The 16,855-nt window shown below is 61.1% G+C and carries 16 protein-coding genes; 6 read left to right on the top strand and 10 right to left on the bottom strand.

Translation table 11 applies throughout. The annotated features are described in order from the left end of the window. The first annotated feature begins 64 nt into the window (after nucleotides 1–64). Both HX823_RS15555 and HX823_RS15560 read left to right on the top strand, forming a co-directional pair. On the top strand, nucleotides 65–742 hold the full coding sequence (locus tag HX823_RS15555; RefSeq protein WP_177075401.1) for a sterol desaturase family protein: 678 nt from the start codon (nucleotides 65–67) through the stop codon (nucleotides 740–742). Beyond that, the gene (locus HX823_RS15560; protein ID WP_177075403.1) at nucleotides 739–1,839 is read left to right on the top strand and encodes an SMP-30/gluconolactonase/LRE family protein; all 1,101 of its coding nucleotides are present in this window, start codon (nucleotides 739–741) and stop codon (nucleotides 1,837–1,839) included. The genes HX823_RS15555 and HX823_RS15560 overlap by 4 nt, the downstream gene beginning before the upstream one ends. 48 nt (nucleotides 1,840–1,887) lie before the next feature. Here the strand turns inward: HX823_RS15560 and HX823_RS15565 are convergent, their stop codons facing one another. The 6 genes from HX823_RS15565 to HX823_RS15590 form a co-directional block, all read right to left on the bottom strand. Beyond that, nucleotides 1,888–3,330: a hypothetical protein gene (locus HX823_RS15565; protein ID WP_177075405.1), complete on the bottom strand. Its 1,443-nt coding sequence runs from the start codon at nucleotides 3,328–3,330 to the stop codon at nucleotides 1,888–1,890. Between the two features lie 113 nt (nucleotides 3,331–3,443). After that, nucleotides 3,444–3,824: a hypothetical protein gene (locus HX823_RS15570; RefSeq protein WP_177075407.1), complete on the bottom strand. Its 381-nt coding sequence runs from the start codon at nucleotides 3,822–3,824 to the stop codon at nucleotides 3,444–3,446. Between the two features lie 2 nt (nucleotides 3,825–3,826). Continuing rightward, nucleotides 3,827–4,822: a hypothetical protein gene (locus HX823_RS15575; RefSeq protein WP_177075409.1), complete on the bottom strand. Its 996-nt coding sequence runs from the start codon at nucleotides 4,820–4,822 to the stop codon at nucleotides 3,827–3,829. Nucleotides 4,823–4,959: 137 nt separating this feature from the next. Further along, entirely contained in the window at nucleotides 4,960–6,021 is a 1,062-nt protein-coding gene (locus HX823_RS15580) for a lipocalin-like domain-containing protein (protein WP_177075411.1), read from the bottom strand. Beyond that, the gene (locus HX823_RS15585; RefSeq protein WP_177075412.1) at nucleotides 6,011–8,473 is read right to left on the bottom strand and encodes an ABC transporter permease; all 2,463 of its coding nucleotides are present in this window, start codon (nucleotides 8,471–8,473) and stop codon (nucleotides 6,011–6,013) included. Before HX823_RS15585 ends, HX823_RS15580 begins: the two co-directional genes overlap by 11 nt. A gap of 1 nt (nucleotide 8,474) precedes the next feature. Beyond that, nucleotides 8,475–9,143 carry an ABC transporter ATP-binding protein gene (locus tag HX823_RS15590; RefSeq protein ID WP_177075413.1) on the bottom strand — a complete coding sequence of 223 codons (669 nt, stop codon included), beginning with the start codon at nucleotides 9,141–9,143 and terminating at the stop codon, nucleotides 8,475–8,477. Nucleotides 9,144–9,418: 275 nt separating this feature from the next. Here HX823_RS15590 and HX823_RS15595 point away from each other — a divergent pair, with 275 nt between their 5' ends. The 3 genes from HX823_RS15595 to HX823_RS15605 all read left to right on the top strand — a co-directional run bounded on the left by HX823_RS15595 (nucleotide 9,419) and on the right by HX823_RS15605 (nucleotide 13,446). After that, the gene (locus HX823_RS15595; RefSeq protein ID WP_038849073.1) at nucleotides 9,419–10,093 is read left to right on the top strand and encodes a histidine phosphatase family protein; all 675 of its coding nucleotides are present in this window, start codon (nucleotides 9,419–9,421) and stop codon (nucleotides 10,091–10,093) included. A gap of 177 nt (nucleotides 10,094–10,270) precedes the next feature. Then, nucleotides 10,271–11,926, top strand: a complete 1,656-nt coding sequence (arnT, locus tag HX823_RS15600) for a lipid IV(A) 4-amino-4-deoxy-L-arabinosyltransferase (protein ID WP_177075414.1) — start codon at nucleotides 10,271–10,273, stop codon at nucleotides 11,924–11,926. Next, on the top strand, nucleotides 11,926–13,446 hold the full coding sequence (locus tag HX823_RS15605) for a glycosyltransferase family 39 protein (RefSeq protein ID WP_177075415.1): 1,521 nt from the start codon (nucleotides 11,926–11,928) through the stop codon (nucleotides 13,444–13,446). The genes arnT and HX823_RS15605 overlap by 1 nt, the downstream gene beginning before the upstream one ends. 9 nt (nucleotides 13,447–13,455) lie before the next feature. Here HX823_RS15605 and HX823_RS15610 read toward each other — a convergent pair whose 3' ends face one another. From HX823_RS15610 to HX823_RS15620, 3 genes are all read right to left on the bottom strand, one after another. Then, nucleotides 13,456–14,031, bottom strand: coding sequence for an HD domain-containing protein (locus tag HX823_RS15610; protein ID WP_038849079.1), 576 nt, complete (start codon nucleotides 14,029–14,031; stop codon nucleotides 13,456–13,458). A 105-nt stretch (nucleotides 14,032–14,136) separates the two neighbouring features. Beyond that, on the bottom strand, nucleotides 14,137–14,694 hold the full coding sequence (locus HX823_RS15615; RefSeq protein WP_177075416.1) for a helix-turn-helix transcriptional regulator: 558 nt from the start codon (nucleotides 14,692–14,694) through the stop codon (nucleotides 14,137–14,139). A 63-nt stretch (nucleotides 14,695–14,757) separates the two neighbouring features. Next, on the bottom strand, nucleotides 14,758–15,687 hold the full coding sequence (locus HX823_RS15620) for an ATP-binding cassette domain-containing protein (RefSeq protein ID WP_177075417.1): 930 nt from the start codon (nucleotides 15,685–15,687) through the stop codon (nucleotides 14,758–14,760). 684 nt (nucleotides 15,688–16,371) lie between these two features. Between HX823_RS15620 and HX823_RS15625 the strand changes: the two genes are divergently transcribed. After that, on the top strand, nucleotides 16,372–16,680 hold the full coding sequence (locus HX823_RS15625; protein ID WP_038849084.1) for a DUF6124 family protein: 309 nt from the start codon (nucleotides 16,372–16,374) through the stop codon (nucleotides 16,678–16,680). On the opposite strand, the gene HX823_RS31835 is transcribed toward HX823_RS15625, so the two are convergent. Further along, on the bottom strand, nucleotides 16,667–16,855 hold a 189-nt coding region (locus HX823_RS31835), incomplete at its 5' end, for a hypothetical protein (protein WP_218169813.1). The genes HX823_RS15625 and HX823_RS31835 overlap by 14 nt on opposite strands.

Consider the following 16,855-nt stretch of genomic DNA (forward strand, 5'->3'; position numbering starts at 1 on the left):
ACTCGCACATTCCCTGGCGCCAACTAAGCTCACTTTCCAACAAAAAAACACCGAGCAACCCGCCATGGCCCACCCCACCGAGACGTTTCGCGCGCGCTACCGCGCCGCTGTCGCGCCCCGCTACAACCCTTGGCTGCACGCCGGTTTCGTGTTCGGCTACGGCCTTGTGTGCATCGCCCTGGCCTGGTCTTCCACGCATCAGATCAGCGCTGTGCAATGGCTGACCGTGCCGCTGACCCTGGTGTTCTTCAACCTCTGCATCTACCTCGTGCACCGTCACCTCGGCCACCACAAGCACGCCTTGGCCCGGCTGTTCTACGCACGCCACACCGGCGATCATCACAGTTTTTTCACCCCCGGCCACATGACCTATGACAGCCCCCGCGACTGGCGCGTCATCCTGTTCCCGGCCTGGCTGATCGTGCTGCACAGCCTGGTAATCACCCTGCCCGCCTGGTGGTTGCTCAAGCAAGTGAGCCCCAATGTCGCCGGGCTGTTCGCCGGGTGCATGATCCTCGGATATTTACTTTACGAAGTGTTTCACGCCTGCGAGCACCTGCCCGCCAGCCACCCGGTGGCACGGCTGCCATGGATCCGCCAGATGCATCAACTGCACGCCCTGCATCACCGCCGTGAACTGATGCAGGGGCGCAACTTCAACATCGTCCTTCCCCTGATGGATTACCTGTTCGGCACCCTGCACTGGGAGCCGAGCCCCCACGACAACCAGGAATCGTCATGAGTACCCGTCCCAAAAAACTGCGTCATCTGTTGTTTGTCCTGTTGCTGGCGGTGGTCGCCTTTCTGCTGTTGATGCCCACAAAGGTGCAACCGGTGAATTGGACGCCACCCAAGGCGCCGTCGATGAAGAGCGGCCCTTACGCCGAGAACCAGCGCCTCAAGGGCGTGCAGAAAATCGGCGCCCAGGACATCGCCGGGCCCGAAGCCTTGCTGCTGGATGCCCAGGGCTTTTTGATCAGTGGTTTACATGACGGACGCATCATCCGCACCTCGCCCGACAGCCGCAGCCTGGAAGTATTGGCCAATACCGGTGGGCGGCCCCTGGGCCTGGCGTTGCACCCGGATGGGCGCCTGATCATTGCCGACGGGATCAAGGGCTTGCTCGCCCTGGATGCAAAACATCAACTCACGACGTTGAGCACCCGCGCCAACGGCGTGCCCTTTGGCTTTACCGATGACGTCACCGTGGACGCCAGCGGGCGTTATGCCTACTTCAGCGATGCGTCGAGTCGCTGGGGCTATGGGCAGGATGGCGAAGCGGTGATCGAGCATGGCGGCGACGGTCGGCTGTTGCGTTATGACTTCGGCAATGGCAGCACCGATGTGCTGCTCGACCAACTGCAATTCGCTAACGGCGTTGCATTAGGACCGGACGAAACCTTCGTGCTGGTGAATGAAACCGGCGCGTACCGCATCAGCCGTTACTGGCTCAAAGGCGAGCGCGCCGGCACCCATGACCTGTTTATCGACAACCTGCCCGGCCTGCCGGACAACCTCAGCTTCAACGGCCAGGACCGTTTCTGGGTGGCGCTGTATTCGCCACGCAATCCCTTGCTGGACAGCTTTGCCGGCTATCCGATGTTGCGCAAGGTGATGGTGCGGGCGCTGATGGTGGTGCCCAAGCCTATCGAACGCAAAGCCTTCGTGCTGGGGCTGGATACCGAGGGCAAGGTCATCGCCAACCTGCAGGATGGCAGCCCGGGGAATTATTCGCCGATCACCACCGCGCGGGAGTATGGAAACTGGTTGTACCTGGGCTCGTTGAAAGGCACGAGCATGGCGCGGCTATCGTTGGACCTGGCATTGGCGGGCGAATAAAAAAGGGGCAGCCTCGTCAGGCTGCCCCTTCTCACTCACGCTGTGGGATCAGTGAACGATGTTCTGGGTGCAAATGTGCCCGAAGGTCACGTAAGGCACGTTCTCGCCACCCACGCCCACACCGGGGAACTCGTCCAGCTCGATACGCCAGCCACCGAAGTTGAAGGTGGTGTCCCAGTTATACGTCACGCCGGTGCTGTTATCCGGATACTGCACACGGTATTCGCCGAAGCAGTCACCGATGCCGGCGCTGGCCTGGGAAGTGCCCGCACTGTTGGTGGTGGCCTTGAAGTCGGTCCAGTGGAACTCGGCACCGTCAAAGCGCTTGTCGATGCGCAGGACCGGTGTGACACCCAACAGCGGTGCGCCTGTGGAGTCGGACCAGTTGGTGGTCCAGTTCACCGTACGTCCCGCCTGGGTCGCCATCCAGAAGATCGACGCAGGTACACGCACGATATTGTCACCCTTCACATCCGAGGTGTTCAGGCGCGGCGTGGACCCCAGGCTCAACTGGTATTGCTTGGTCGGATCCTGGACCACGGCCGGGTTGGCCTGCACACGCACCTTCACCGTAGTACCTGGTGTAACGCTCGGGTAGGTCGAGGTCGACCCGGCCGGGATGGTGACCCAATTGACGCCGTCAAAACGATCGAAAATCCACTGGTTGCGACTGCCGTTCGCGTCACCGGCCAGGTACATGCTCACGCTTTGGCCACGCACCGCCTTGAAGTCGAAGTAATCGACATCGTTGGCGTTGTCGAGGTTACCGGTCACCTTGTTCATCGAGTCCGGCAGTACAAAGGCGGTTTGCGGCGTGTCATTCGGTTCGTAGGCGTCGATGTTGGTATCCACCGCCACGCCAAAGCTGAATTGCGAGTTATTGGCGACCTTGGCGACCATGTACCAGTAGTAATCACCGGCCGGTAGCACGCCGTTGAGATACTCATCGGCATTGCCAGCGGCATCCGAGGAGCCCACCACGCTCAGGTTGCCCTGGCCGTCGTCCTGGAACAGGGTCAGCGACATGTCGGTGCCCGCGCTCTGGTTGACCAGTTGCACCTGGACCCGCGCGTTCTGTGGGAGGTTGAAGTGGTAGGCAAACTCTTCACCCTGGGCCACACCGTCGATGGTGTAGAGGGTATTGATATCCAGGGTGGGGAACAGCGGAACAAAGTCGGCGACGGCAGCGCTTTTCGGCTCGACCTGGCCCGGTTTTTTCAACTCGCTGACTACGCTGTTGAACGGCGCGGATTTGACCGCCTGGGCGACGGCCTTGGACTGGCCGGTCTTGGCCGCCAGGAGTTTTTGCTTGAGGCTGGCCGGCACCTTCGCCGCGTCCAGCGTGCCGCCGGATTTGAGCGCTTTTTCCACGGCCTGCCTGACCGCTTCGGCGCTGAGTTTCTGAGGTGTTTGCTCAGCCAGGGCAAAGGCCGAAACGAAGCAGGAGGCCGCCATGGCCGCGCCCAGCATAAAGGCTTTTTTCGATTTCATTTTTTATCCATCCATAGTTAAAAACTGAAGGTCAGGTGACATCCGGTCACCTGGGATGGAATGTAGAATATGACTGTACATATGTACAGTATTTTTTTATGAAAAAATCATTCCTATGGAATCGGGATGTCGTACCACCAGCGCCAGACGATCCACACAACGGTCCCTAAGGCCCAAATGTACCCAACGTAATAGGGCCACACCACCCAACGCTTGAGCGCCAAAGGGACAGACGCCAGTTCGGCTTCAGTCACAACACCGGCCGCCATATAGCGTTTTGAATCTGAGAAAAACGCTAGAATCAGCAACATGCGATATTGCCTGTCGATCCACTGGTTTCGGCACCAGAAGCGCTTATTGTCGCGAACCCTTTCATTTTGACTGAAGTGGCTTTCCACCTCGTCAAGCTTTGTATATTCCGCAAAAATCATCAGTCCCACGATTACAAACATTCCAGCAAACAGCACGATGGAGTAGATGAGAAAAAGGTCCATGGTCAGGTCCCCTCGGGCAGGAAAATCAAATCCCCATCGGCGTCCACGATCCTCCCTCCCAAAAATGAACCAAAACTGCCGAACTCATCACCTCCCACAAACCCTCCCGCTGCACCTCCGATAACGCCACAGGCGAGTTCACCTTTTCCCTTCATTCGAATGCCTAAGAACATTGTGCATGCCCGACGAGCTGCGTCTGCACCGACTTTTCCCAGAAAGGCGGCTCCTGCGACTCCACCCGCCATTCTCCCCGTCTCAACATACTTCGCCCTTCTGCATTGAGCTTCCCTTCCCGTCATACACGCCTCCTTGATCTCCAAACTCGCCACGCCTACGTCCAACGCCAATCCCATGTAAGTCCCTTTGCTCAACCACTTTGACATCTGCGCAATAGCGCCAATCCTTTGCGCATACCCCGCAATTTCCCCCTTATGCAGATAGCTCCTGGTCGAAATCCCCAACACCTTCTTCAACGACTCATTACCCTGCAATCCCGTCCCCAACCGCGCAGCCCCTTGCATCTGCACCTCCAAGCGACGAAACACCGCCTGGCGCTGCTGGATAAACGCCGCCCTGTCCAACCCGCCGTCTTTCAACCGCTGATGCAACCGCTCGATTTCCTCCAACGTTTGCGCCACTTCATTCAGGTGCCGCGCCCAGGCCGAAGTCGCACTGCCGACGCCAATCGAGCCGTTCGCCATGAAACTCTGCAGCAAGTCATAGTTGCCGAGCAGTGCCGTACCCGTCGCCGCATTCAGTGCCAGGTGACGACGGACTTCCTCGGCATGGCGCATCAACCACGCTTCCTCGACCGAGCAATTCAGGCTGTGGCTGTCGGGAATAATCACCAGTTGCCCCGGTGCCACCAAGCCGGGCCGCAGGTGCCGATTCAGCACGTCAAAATGATCCGAGCGCGAACGACTCAACCCGCCACCCATCAATCGGGATTTGAGGCTTGGGTAGTCCGTTGCGCGGTCGTTGATAAAGCTCTGCGCCATGCCCCACATCCAGGATGCAATTGAGATGGCGTCGAAATATAAGCAAGCGCCTGCGCCCCGGACACAAGCCCAGGGGGGTCGCTTTACATTTGGGAAGCTGCCTACGCAGCGGTGAAATAGAGCCTACAGAAACCGCCCTAATACCCGGTCATTTCCAGGTAACCCACCCCGCCATCAAACCGCACCGGCCCTTCCCAGTACGGAATACTCAGGTTCATCCAGGCGTTCGGGTTGACGGCTTGGGTGGTGATATCCAGCTGTTTGCCGGGGATTTTCAGCGACCAGCGCGTGGGAATCTTGCGACCGTCAATCGTGGTGGTTTCCAACGGCACCAGTTGGATATCCGCGTTGTGCAGCGTCTGCGTCTGGCCTTGCGCGTCGATCCAGGTCCCCGTGAGATAACCCGCGCCGTCGGCTTGCCGCACCCGAAACAGCATCAACTGCTCGCCACGGTCCAGGTGCAGGGAGAACCAGTCCCAGCCGGTCTGGCTGGCGCTCAGCGGCTGGCTGCTCCACTCGCGGTCGAGCCAGGCCGGGCCGGTGACTTGATACACCTTGCCATTGACAGTGACGCTACCACTGGCACTGAAAAACGGCTGGCTGTAGTAGTACGACGCCTGGCCCTGGTCGGACTTGCGGCTGTAGCCCTCGTCACCCTGCAACACCAATGGGCGACTGGAGGTCAGCTGTAGGTCATAGGCGAATTGCGCACCACTGGCCTTGAGTTGCATGTCGGCCAGGCTGCTTACGGCGCCGGGACGGGTGACGAAATTCCAATCGTCGATCCAGGCATTGAACGGCTGCGCCTGGGCCCCGGCCTGGCCCACGCCGCCGCGCGCAAAGCGTTCGGCGGCATAGTGGTGAGTGGCGGACGTCACGGCGGCGTGGCCAAGCCAGATCGTCGAATCGCGCCAGCCCGCCTCGGTCGGCCCGGCCTTGAGCGCATTGCGGAACAAGGTCCACTGCACGCCGAAGACATTGCCCTGCGCGTCCTTGAGGTTGGCGGTGACGTACCACCACTCGATACGAAAGCCCGGATGGGGGCCATGGTCCTCGGGAAAACTGAACACTTTGCCGGGTACCACTTGGGCAAAGTCCGCCGCGTCACTGCCCAGGCCGGCGAAGCTTTCCTGCGGCTCAGGGACTTTGTCACAAGCGACCAACAAGCAGCACATCCACAACAGCCACTTAATCTTCATTGGCAAACGTCCTCAACAAATCCGCCGGACGACTGCGATACAACTGCCACAACGGCCATGCCGAGGCCAGCAAGGTCGCGAGCATCGCCAACCCAAGCAACTGCGCGAGTTGCCACGGGAACACCTGCAGCGGCAGGCGCCAACCAAAGGCCTGCACATTGATCACCGCGTCCAGGCACCAGGCCAACAGCAAGCCGAGCGGCAAGGCCAAGACCAACGTGAGTACCGCCAGCAGCCAGGTCTGGCCAAGGTTGAGCAGCATCAATTGCCGACGCGTGACGCCCAATGCCCACAGCGGTGCGAGTTGGCCCAGGCGACTCTGGCTCTGGGTCAACAGGCTGATGAACAGCGCCACACCGGCCACGCCCAGCGTCAGGCTGTTCAGGGCGGCGGTGGCGGCGAAGGTGCGTTCGAATACCTGGCTCGACCAGCCTTTGAGTTGCTGTTGATCGACGATACGGCTGTCTTCCAAGGCAAAGGCGCGTTGCACCTCACGCGTCAGCGGTGCCACGTCTGCCGGTGACACCCGCAGGTTGAAACGCGCCGGTGACAGCGTCGGCCAATGGGTCAGCAGGTGCTTGGAATTGACCAGAATATGGCCCTTGGGGTTGCCGTAATCGGCGTAGATCCCGACTATTTTCGGCGTCCAGGTGCCCTGAGGCGTCGGGATGCTCAGGGTATCGCCCAACTTCACCGCCAGCCTGCGTGCCAGTTGCTCGCTGAGCATCAGCGTGTCCCCTTGCTGCAACTGGTCCCACGGCTCGCTCGACGCCTCCAACAGCGGCCAATGCTGGCGATAAGTCGGGTCGTCGACCACGCCAAACAGATCCGCCGGCCAGCCCTGCAATTGCACCGCGACTTGCCAGGTGGGCAACACCGCCTGCACTCGCGGTTGTTGCGCCAACCATCGGCTCAGTTGCTCGGCCTGGGCCGGGTTTTGTGGGTTGAGGTACAGCTCGGCAGTCAGACGCTGCTCCAGCCAGTTGTTGAACGTATGACGAAACCCCGACGTCATGGAGCCTGCCCCGATATTCGCGGCCAGGGCCAACAGCAGCGCCATCAGGGCCAGGCTCAACGCCGGCAATTGCTGACGGCAATCAGCCAGAAACCACTGGCCCAGCACCGAACGGCTGCGTCCCAGAACGGCCTTGAGCAAAGCATTGAGCACCACCGGCAAACCCAGGGCCGCACCGAGCAGTAACGCAGCCATCAGCACGAAGCCAGCAGCCAGGCTATGACCGAACCCCAGCGCCAGCACGGCGATCACCAGCGCGGCAGCGGCCACCCACCCTTGCCGCTGCAACCAACGCCCATGGGCCTCATGCCAGGCCTGCGCATTGGCCAGCGCCAACAAGGGCAAGCGCGCCGCCCGCCACAGGCTGCTGGCACCGGCCAGCAACGCGCCGAGCAAACTCAAGCCCAACCCGGCACCCCACCACCAAGGGCTCAGGCTCAACTGCCCCGGCACCTCGGCGCCATACAAACCACGCAGGCTGGCGGCGACATCCGGCAGCAACAGGCTGGCCAACAGGTAGCCGCTGGCCACGCCGAGCACGCCACCCAGCAACGAAAGCACACCGAGTTCGACGCCCAGGCTGACGATCAACAGACGCACACTGACGCCACAGGCACGCAAGGTGCGCAACAGCCCGCGCCGTTGCTCCAGGGCTAGCCCAATGGCGGCGTGCACGATAAACAGCCCGACCACAAAGGATAGAAAGCCCAATGCATCGAGGTTCAGGTGAAAGCTTGCGGTGAGACGCGCGAGGTTATTGTCCTCGCCTTGCTTGAGTTGCAGCCCGGCGGGCGGCGTGGGCTGGCCAGCGGCGAAAGTCTTGTCCACCAACAGCCGCGACAGGCGCTCAGGCATCTCCAGCACAGGCTGGGCAAAGCCGATGTCGGTGAGCAACACTCCGGGGGCCATATCGGCCTGGGTTTGCAGCGGCGGCAGGGTGTGTCCGCTCAGGGTGGTGGGCTGTTGACCTTCATGCAGCCCCAAGGCCTCCAAGGTCTGCGGTGCAATCCACGTACGCCCCGGCGGTTCGAAAAACGCCAGCATTTGTGCCTGGCTCAAACGCTGCCCTGCCACCGCGCCACTGCCGGGCAACGACACCGGGTCGATGCCCATCAATTGCAGGCGCACCTCCTCCCGCTCCTTGAGCTGCACCCGCCCTTGAACCACCGGCGACACCGGCCAACCGGCCCGACGCAACTGGGCGAAGACTGCTTGGGGGAAACTGGCGCCGTCCGCCGCGCCGAGGCTGGCCTGGGGTTCGCCGCCGATCAACTGGCTGGCGCGGGCATAGCTGTCGCGTGCCTGGCTGTTGAGGGCCTGTACGCCGATCAGCAGCGCGGTGGCCAGCCACAAACCGGTGAGCACGCTGAAAAACTGCACCGGATGGCGCCGCCAATGGCTGAGCAGCGCGCGCAAGGTCCAATAAAAAACAGCCATTTCAGACAGCACTCGCGGGCACGACATGGCCGCGATGCAACACCACCTGCCGGTCCAGGCGTGCGGCGATGCGTGGGCTATGGGTGACCATCAACAAGCTGGTGGGACTTTCGCGCAGCAAGTCCAGCAGCAGTTGCAACACCTCGTCGCTGGTGGCTTCGTCGAGGTTGCCGGTGGGTTCATCGGCCAATAACAGGCGCGGCCTTGACGCCAACGCGCGCCCCACCGCGACCCGTTGCTGCTGGCCGCCGGAAAGCTGTTCCGGATAACGCTTGAGCAGACCACCCAGGCCCAGGCGCGCCACCAGCTGTGCCTGCCACTGCGGATCAAACCGCCCGGCCAACCGCGCCTGGAACGCCAGGTTGTCCTCGACCCGCAGGCTGCCGATCAGGTTGAACTGCTGGAACACCAGCCCGATCTCCGTGCGCCGCCAATGGGCCAGTTGCGCTTCGCTGAGTTGGTCGAGGCGCTGCTCGCCGACCTGGATGCTGCCACCGTCCACCCGGTCCAGGCCGGCCACCAGATGCAGCAAAGTGCTCTTGCCGCTGCCCGACTCGCCCATCAACGCCAGGCTGCTGCGCTCGGCCAGGTGCAGGTCCACTCCGGCCAACACCGCCAACGGCCCTTGGGGGGTGGCATAGCTTTTGAACACACCTTGCACTTGCAGCATGAGAACACTCGTTTGAGGGGTGGCAATCGAGAATAACGGCTGGCGATCCAGGCCATGCAAATTTTTCACATGGATTTCACCGGCTAACCACCCCACGCACTCTAGATTACCGGCCATGGGTCATTCGTCGGCAACTTGTTAGTTGCCATGCCTGACAACTTTTTAACCGCAACATGTTCAGCGAAAAGACAGCCTCCCTGTGACAGCCTCTGGCTTCACTGTGGGCATACGCCAACACGTTGCACCTAATTAATAAAACATTGCCAACACTGCCCATGGTGAATGAAGTGGTTGACCTTACCCTGACCAAACCGCGCTCGCGATGGGCCTTTATCAAGCGCCTGCGACGACTGTGGCTGGGGCTGTTCGTGGTCGGTTTGCTGTTGGCTGCCAGCCTGCTCTGGCACGCTTCGCCCAAGGACCTCGGCGTCGGCAACCGCCTGCTGACTTCCCACGTGCTACCCCTCTGGCGCGACGGCGACCTGATCGTGCTGGTGCGCCACGAAGAGCGGTGCGACCGCTCGACCAACCCTTGCCTGGGCCCCGTGGAGGGCCTGACGATCAACGGCAGCCAGAACGCCGAAACACTGGGCAAAGCCTTTAAAACACTGGGCATGGACGGCAGCGACGTGCTGGCCAGCCCGGCCATCCGCACCGCCCAGACCTTGCGCTTCATGTTTGGTAAAAACGAACTGACCTCCGGCCAGCAAGCCGTCTGCGGCGCAGCCATGGGCGAAGAATTACTCAGCCACAAAACCCCCGGACGCAACCTGGTCTTCGTCACTCACAGCGGCTGCATTGCCGACTTCGAAAGCACCCTGGGCTTTCCCCATGCCGCCTTCCCCAAATACGGCAGCGCCTTGTTCGTGCAGGTATTGCCCAACGGTAAATTCAAGACGCTGGGCATCGTCAATGGCCCGGACTGGCCGGCCGCGTTAAAACAACTTTAAACACTTTCCTGTCCATTTGTTCAGCAAAAAGACAGCCCTGCTCTGGCATGTTTAGTTGCGCCTTTTAACTAAGGACATCATGACTATTTTCCGTAATTCAGTGAATGCTGTGACTTTTTCTTCTATTACCTCATTACTTGAAATCCCCACAACTAAACGTCAGGGAGTGACGTTTGCATGACTCGATTAAAACCTCTGCCACTTTTATTACTGGCCTTTATCGCGTTTTACCTGTTGCCCCTGGGCCTGCACGGCTTGTGGATCCCGGACGAAACCCGCTACGCCCAGATCAGCCAGGAAATGCTCCAGAGCGGCAACTGGGTAGCGCCGCATTTCATGGGCATCCGCTATTTTGAAAAACCCGCTGGCGGTTATTGGTTGATCGCCTTGGGCCAAGCGGTGTTCGGCCAGAACCTGTTCGGCGTGCGCATCGCCTCGGCGCTTACGACCGGCTTGAGCGTGCTGTTGGCCTACCTGATGGCCCGCCGCCTGTGGAATGACCCGCTCAAAAGCTACGCCTGCGCCCTGCTCTACCTGAGCTTCGGCCTGGTGGCCGGGCAAGCGGGCTACTCCAACCTGGATCCGCAATTCACCTTGTGGGTCAACCTGAGCCTGGTGGCCCTGTGGTTTGCCCTCGACAGCCACACAGTGCGCGGCCGCCTTTGGGCGTGGACCGTCGTGGGCCTGGCCTGCGCCCTGGGTTTCCTGACCAAGGGCTTCCTGGCCCTGGCGTTGCCGGTGTTGATCGCCGTGCCTTACATGCTCTGGCAACGCCGCCTGGGCGAACTGCTGCGCTATGGCCCGCTGGCCATGCTGGTGTGCTTGTTGGTGTGCCTGCCTTGGGCGCTGGCGATCCATCTGCAGGAACCGGACTTCTGGCGCTTCTTTTTCTGGAATGAACACATCCGCCGCTTCAGCGCCGACAACGCGCAACACGTGCGGCCGTGGTGGTTCTTCCTGCCGATCATCGCTGTAGCGTGTCTGCCTTGGGCAGGGTTGCTGCCGAGCACCCTGCGCAAGACCTGGCAGGAAAAGCGCCAACCGGCCATCGCCTTCCTGGCCCTGTGGCTGCTGTTGCCACTGGGTTTCTTCAGCCTGAGCAACGGCAAGCTGCCGACCTACATCATGCCGTGCCTGCTACCCCTGGCCTTGTTGATGGGGCATACGCTGGTCGACCTGATCAACCGGCATAAAGCCCGCACGATCTGCCTCAATGGCCTGCTCAACTTCGTGATCGGCATGGCGGCCATGATCGTGCTGATCTACCTGCAAATCGCCCGACCCTTGTACAGCAACAGCCATGCGGAGATGTTCAGCCTGTCCCTGGCGTTTATCGTGTTGCTGGGGTGGATCCTCACCAACCTGCTGCAAGCCTTCCGCCCGCTGACGCTGTGGGCGATGCCAGCGCTGGGCATCGGCCTGCTGGTGATCCTGCTGCCGGCGAGCATGCCGGAGTGGATCGCGGACAACGAAATGCCCGACCAGTTTGTGCTCGAACACCTGGAACAACTGCAACAGACAAAAGCCCTGCTGAGCAACGAACTGGGGAATGCCAGTGCCTTGGCCTGGCGCCTGAAACGCCCGGAAGTGGCGCTGTACGACACCGAGGGTGAGCTGCGATATGGCTTGCAGTACGCAGGTTCGGTGCATCGCAAAGTGGAATTGGAAGCGGTGCAGGCCTGGCTCAAGGAACAGCGCCAACTCGGCTCGGTGGGCGTACTGATGCGCGTCAACAGCACCAGTGAAATGCGCGAAGCCGGGCAACTGCCGCCCGGAGGCAAACGCTACTACAAGGGTTCCCTCGAACTGATCATCTACCCGAAATCGCCGTGATGGCGGCTTTCTGGAAGACCGAACGCGGCGCCCTGCTGCTGTTGCTGGGCGTCACCGCCGTGCTGCTGCTGACCGGCCTGGGCGCACGCGACCTGTGGGGCCCGGAAACCCGTTGGGCGAACATCGCCTTGCAGATGCTGCAGAGCGGCGACTATTTCGATCCCTACCTCAAGGGCGCGCCCTATTACGACAAACCCCTGCCCTCCTACTGGTTGATCACCGCCAGCGCCCACTTACTGGGTGGCCTCGGTCCCTGGTCACTGCGCTTGCCGTCCGTGATCGGCGCCTGGCTGAGCGTGTGGCTGGTCTACCTGATCGGCGAACAACTGCTACGCAAGGGCACCGGGCTGATTGCCGCTTGGATGCTCACCACCACCTTCTACTTCCTGTTCTGGGCGCGTGTGGCCACGGCCGACGTGCTGACGGTGTGTGGTGTGCTGGCGGCGGTGTGGTGGTACTGGCGCGGGCCGGAGGACACGCGGTTGGGTCGCTACACGGTGTTCTTCCTGCTGCTGGCCGTGACATCGCTGTTCAAAGGGCTGATCGGCTTTGTACTGCCCGGCCTGGTGCTGCTGCCACACCTGCTGGCGGAACATCGCTACAAGCGCCACCTCAACCTGCGCCTGGTGTGTGCCTTGCTGATCGCTGCGGCGGTGTATGCCGTGCCCTTCGTGCTGTCCCATGTCTACGGTGCCCCTAGCTATGGCAGCAGCGGCCTGGCGTTGGTGTTCCGCGAAAACGTGGTGCGCTTTTTCGACCCGTTCGACCATATGGGCCCGATCTACACCTACCTGATCTACCTGCCCGCCTACACCCTGCCCTGGGTGCCGTGCTGGCTGCTCGGCCTGTGGCTGGCGCTGCGGCACTGGCGCCACACGCCGCCGAACGTGCGGTGGCTGGTGTGGGGCCTGGGCCTGTTGTTCGTGTTCTTCACCGCCAGCGGCAGTCGACGCAGCTACTACGTACTGCCATTGGTGCCCTTCGCCCAACTGCTCGGCGCCTGGTGGGTCAGCGAACGCCTGCGGGCACGGCCAGCCAGCCAGTCACGCTGGTTCAAAGGCTTCGCCATCGCCGCCGCGCTGATGCTGTTGATACTCGGCGTGGCCTACCCCTGGAGCAACAGCAACGGCGGCGTGACCCGCTTTGCCGAAGACGTGCGAACCGAAGCGACCCAAATCGCGCCGTGGGAGCAATGGCAACTCGTGCTGGTGGAAGCGGACAACAAAGTGCCGATGTACCTGCAAAACGGCGGCAAGCCGTTCTACTACGTGGCCGAAACCCAGGACTTTCCCCGCCAGGGCGATAGCGCGGCGTTCCTGGCCTGGCTGGAAAAAACCAGCGGCAAGACCTTCGACCCGCAACGCACCATTATTGTCGCGCAGTACGCCAAGGACGATCCCGCGCCACTGGCTTATCTGGGCAAGGATCATCGGGTGATTGGCACCCAGCCGGATAATGGCGAGCGGTGGTTTCACAAGCGTGAGGATGGGAGCGTGGCGTTTGTGCCAGAGCGTCGATAGACAGAGGTTTCACCGGTTCAACAGGTCGATCTTCTCCCGCGTCCCCTCATCAATAAGCCCGCGAAGCCGCTCAAACAAAGGATCGGCATCCGTGTAGCCCTTGCCGTAGGTCAGGTTGAATCCATAGTCGAAATCGGGCGGGTTCTTGCCCTGATTGTGCTGGAGAAGAGTCTCCAGTTTGTCCAGCGCCTTGACGGCCTTGGCCTCGGCAGACTGTGCGGTTTCATAGTCCTCCCAGAGCGCCATTATCTGCGTTTGCAATGGTCCGTCGAGTGCGCGGGTCAGGTGTAGAAGGTCTTTTCTTTCTTGCTCGCTCTTGTCGGGAAATGACGCTTTGTGGATGGCCGGGATGTCGCCATGGATGGCCTCTCCCAGGTCATGGATGACGCACATCTGGAGCAGTTTGAGCCTGTCTAGATGGCGGAATTGATCCTCGAAAACCATCGCCATCAGACACAGGCGCCAGCTATGTTCCGCTGTGCTTTCGGTGCGCCCTGAGGTGGTGTGGGCGCTGCGGAGTACGTCCTTGAGTTTTTCCGCCTCGCGAATGAAGGCAAGGCGCGCTTTGATCTCTTCGGTGTCCATGGTGTTCTCTGGCTCGGTCGACTGACAGGCTGCGCGACTGCACAGGCGGCCAGACTAGGTCCAGGGCTATCTGGCGTCCACGCATAAGATATGCGTGCGCCCGTGTCAGAGTGTCTCGACCAGGCGCGCGGCCGTTCCGTCCGAGAGGGGGATACGGGTCCAGCGGCAAACACCTTGCGTGATGGGTACGAGCAGCGAGTCATTGGCGCCCGTGGAAAACTCCACGGCAGGCGGTGCCAGGGTTTCGCGCCATCCGGATGCGTTGAGTGCCAGCTCCTTGCGCATGATCTCGGGGGTGGCGAAACGCCAAAGAGAGCAGCCCATCAACTCACTGATCGGGTGCGTGAACTCGGCGGCTCGGCTCGGAGAGCACGCCAGCAGACGGTGGGTCAGGTCGCAGACAAGGTGCATGGGCCGGGGGCTCTCGCTGACCAGCCGGGCCAGGACGTGATCGGCGGCGGCGTCGAGGCGAGCGGCCAGCAGTTGCTCAAGCTTTTTGTGCGCCACCGGGTCCATGGCCTGCACGCCGCTTTCCCAGCGGGAAATGGTCGATTGGGTCACACCGAACACCTGCGCGGCATGGGATTGCTTGACGCGGTGCAGCAGGCGCCAGCGCCTCAGCGCAACGCCAGGCAAGGCCAGCGGTAACAATGTGTCAGACATGTCGAGATTCTCGAGAGGCGACGGGGCGGGTCAGTTTGATGGATGTTCACCCACGCCTGCAAATCAACTCTCGGGATTGATCCCGCTTTTGCGTGGCACACCGGCCTCGTCCGTGCCCACTCGCAACCCTGCGACCTGCTCCTGCACCGCCCGTCCCTCTGCCCGATTGCGGATGAACCCAACGCGGGTAAATCGCTCCAGAAACGGCACCGGCAAGGTCTTGCCCGGTATCACTGCCGGCTGCTCGTCCACATCACCGAACAGGGTATACGCGGCATTTGGCAAGTGCCGGGTATTGAGGTCACTGGTCAGCCGTCCTTCCTGCAACACAATCGCGCGGTTGGTGACCCGTTGCAGGTCGGACAGGCGCTGGGAAATGTAGAGGATCGCCACACCCCGTGCGCGCTGGCAGTCGATCAAGCCAAGCAGGCGTTCGGCGTCGGTTTCCGACAGGGCGGCAGTGGGTTCGTCGAGGATCAGGAATCGGGGTTGCTGGGCAAAGGCGCGGGCCAGCACCAGCAATTGGCGGTCCGCCTGGCCGAGGCGTTCGACCGGGTGTTGCAGCGGCAGCTCCAGGCCCAGCCCGGCGGCGATGGCTCCGGCACGTTGCAGAAGGTTTTTGCGATTGAGCAAGAAGTCGGCGTCGGGTTGGCCCAGCTCATCGAGCAACAAGTTCTCGGCCACACTCAGGCCGGGGGCGATCCCATCGTCGGGGCGTTGGTGCACCGCCACGATGCCAACCCGCCGCGCCGACAACGGCGAGGTGAAACGTTGGCGCTGGCCATCGACCCACAGTTCACCAGCGTCCGGCGCCAGGCTGCCGCTGAGGATCTTTACCAGGGTCGATTTGCCCGCCCCCGTGGCGCCGAGCAACGCCACGCCCTCACCCGGATAAATATCCAGACTGACCTGATCCAGCGCCCGTTGGGCACCATAGGTTTTGCATAGACCAAGCAAGCGAATCAGGGGCGCGGGGGCAACGAGGTTGCTCATGGCTCATCTCTAAGGCGGAACGGTGACTCATTACAACGCTTAACGGCGCTGATTTATTCCGAACAACAATGAGTTAGGTCCCGAATTAAATGCATTACCTCATGAACAATCCAATAGCTGAATCGCATAGCCGAATTTTTTTGAGTTATAAGGCGATTGTCGGCAGTTAGATGAATGCATTCAGCGTGGCATCCGGCAATGCTCAGCGAAGGTACAAACCGGGGACATCGTTTACATATCTGACCGCGCTGCCTGGTTTTGGGTCTGCTGCGCAGCCCAACGCGGGCGGTGCGACGATTCGACAAGCCCGCTCGCCACAGGATATCGCGTAAGCATCTTGAATTTATTAAACGCAGAGTGCGGTAGATGGCATTTGGTCATGGTTTGTAAAGGGCCAGCAAGGCGTGTCGCTTTTAATTGCAGGACGTTTCCTAGACAATCCTCGCCGCCTTGTGCCTGCCGGGATCGGTGGCTAGTCTTCGCTCCGTCGCTGAACTTCAGTGATCGGGTTTAGCAGCCTGACTTCAATGGGCACACGGTTCACATCTGCGTTTATGGTGGCTGTGCGCGGGGCACCTTCGGGTGCGCTGGTTTTCCTATTGACCGGTCTGCTAACCCGCGTACAGCTGCCACCCGCGTTTAGCAGCGTCGGCGGTAGCTCCTTTGCTCAATAGGAGTTGCACCATGAACAAAGCCCTACCCGACCCACCCTGTGACCCCGCAAAAGACCGCGCCGCGTTCAACCGCGCCATCGACCATTACCTGCCTTCACAGGGTTTCCACGTCATCAACGAAGACCTCAGCTTCGAAGACGCCCTGCTCTACACCGCCAGTTTGCTCGACAGCGCTTCAGCGACTGCATTGGATTGCGGCGAGCTGCTGCCCAGCCCCGAGCGGGCTAAGATCCTGGCGGTGTGGCATTTACTGGAAATGGCCAAGACGACGGTGGATCGCTCCATCGCGTGCCTGAAACCTTCGCCTACCACTGCCTGAACACGGCGTCCTCACGTTTTTCGCCGGCAAGCCGGTATCTACAGAAACCAAAAAGCGCATCCACGATGCGAAGCGAGTCGCTCTTGATTTTGATCTCAGGCGCCCCGTCAAACACGCTGGCCGGAATTCGACAGGGATTTGGGGGGTAAACCGGCAGGGATGCCGGTTTAGCCGC

It is taken from the genome of Pseudomonas sp. P7759, from assembly GCF_013386445.1.
Taxonomy (GTDB): Bacteria; Pseudomonadota; Gammaproteobacteria; order Pseudomonadales; family Pseudomonadaceae; genus Aquipseudomonas; species Aquipseudomonas azotoformans_A.

What these genes read in the sequence shown, in the direction of transcription:
- HX823_RS15555 (WP_177075401.1), top strand. Translation starts at nt 65, where the DNA reads ATGGCCCACCCCACCGAGACGTTTCGCGCGCGCTACCGCGCCGCTGTC.
- HX823_RS15560 (WP_177075403.1), top strand. Translation starts at nt 739, where the DNA reads ATGAGTACCCGTCCCAAAAAACTGCGTCATCTGTTGTTTGTCCTGTTG.
- HX823_RS15565 (WP_177075405.1), bottom strand. Translation starts at nt 3,330, where the DNA reads ATGAAATCGAAAAAAGCCTTTATGCTGGGCGCGGCCATGGCGGCCTCC.
- HX823_RS15570 (WP_177075407.1), bottom strand. Translation starts at nt 3,824, where the DNA reads ATGGACCTTTTTCTCATCTACTCCATCGTGCTGTTTGCTGGAATGTTT.
- HX823_RS15575 (WP_177075409.1), bottom strand. Translation starts at nt 4,822, where the DNA reads ATGGCGCAGAGCTTTATCAACGACCGCGCAACGGACTACCCAAGCCTC.
- HX823_RS15580 (WP_177075411.1), bottom strand. Translation starts at nt 6,021, where the DNA reads ATGAAGATTAAGTGGCTGTTGTGGATGTGCTGCTTGTTGGTCGCTTGT.
- HX823_RS15585 (WP_177075412.1), bottom strand. Translation starts at nt 8,473, where the DNA reads ATGGCTGTTTTTTATTGGACCTTGCGCGCGCTGCTCAGCCATTGGCGG.
- HX823_RS15590 (WP_177075413.1), bottom strand. Translation starts at nt 9,143, where the DNA reads ATGCTGCAAGTGCAAGGTGTGTTCAAAAGCTATGCCACCCCCCAAGGG.
- HX823_RS15595 (WP_038849073.1), top strand. Translation starts at nt 9,419, where the DNA reads ATGGTGAATGAAGTGGTTGACCTTACCCTGACCAAACCGCGCTCGCGA.
- arnT (WP_177075414.1), top strand. Translation starts at nt 10,271, where the DNA reads ATGACTCGATTAAAACCTCTGCCACTTTTATTACTGGCCTTTATCGCG.
- HX823_RS15605 (WP_177075415.1), top strand. Translation starts at nt 11,926, where the DNA reads ATGGCGGCTTTCTGGAAGACCGAACGCGGCGCCCTGCTGCTGTTGCTG.
- HX823_RS15610 (WP_038849079.1), bottom strand. Translation starts at nt 14,031, where the DNA reads ATGGACACCGAAGAGATCAAAGCGCGCCTTGCCTTCATTCGCGAGGCG.
- HX823_RS15615 (WP_177075416.1), bottom strand. Translation starts at nt 14,694, where the DNA reads ATGTCTGACACATTGTTACCGCTGGCCTTGCCTGGCGTTGCGCTGAGG.
- HX823_RS15620 (WP_177075417.1), bottom strand. Translation starts at nt 15,687, where the DNA reads ATGAGCAACCTCGTTGCCCCCGCGCCCCTGATTCGCTTGCTTGGTCTA.
- HX823_RS15625 (WP_038849084.1), top strand. Translation starts at nt 16,372, where the DNA reads ATGAACAAAGCCCTACCCGACCCACCCTGTGACCCCGCAAAAGACCGC.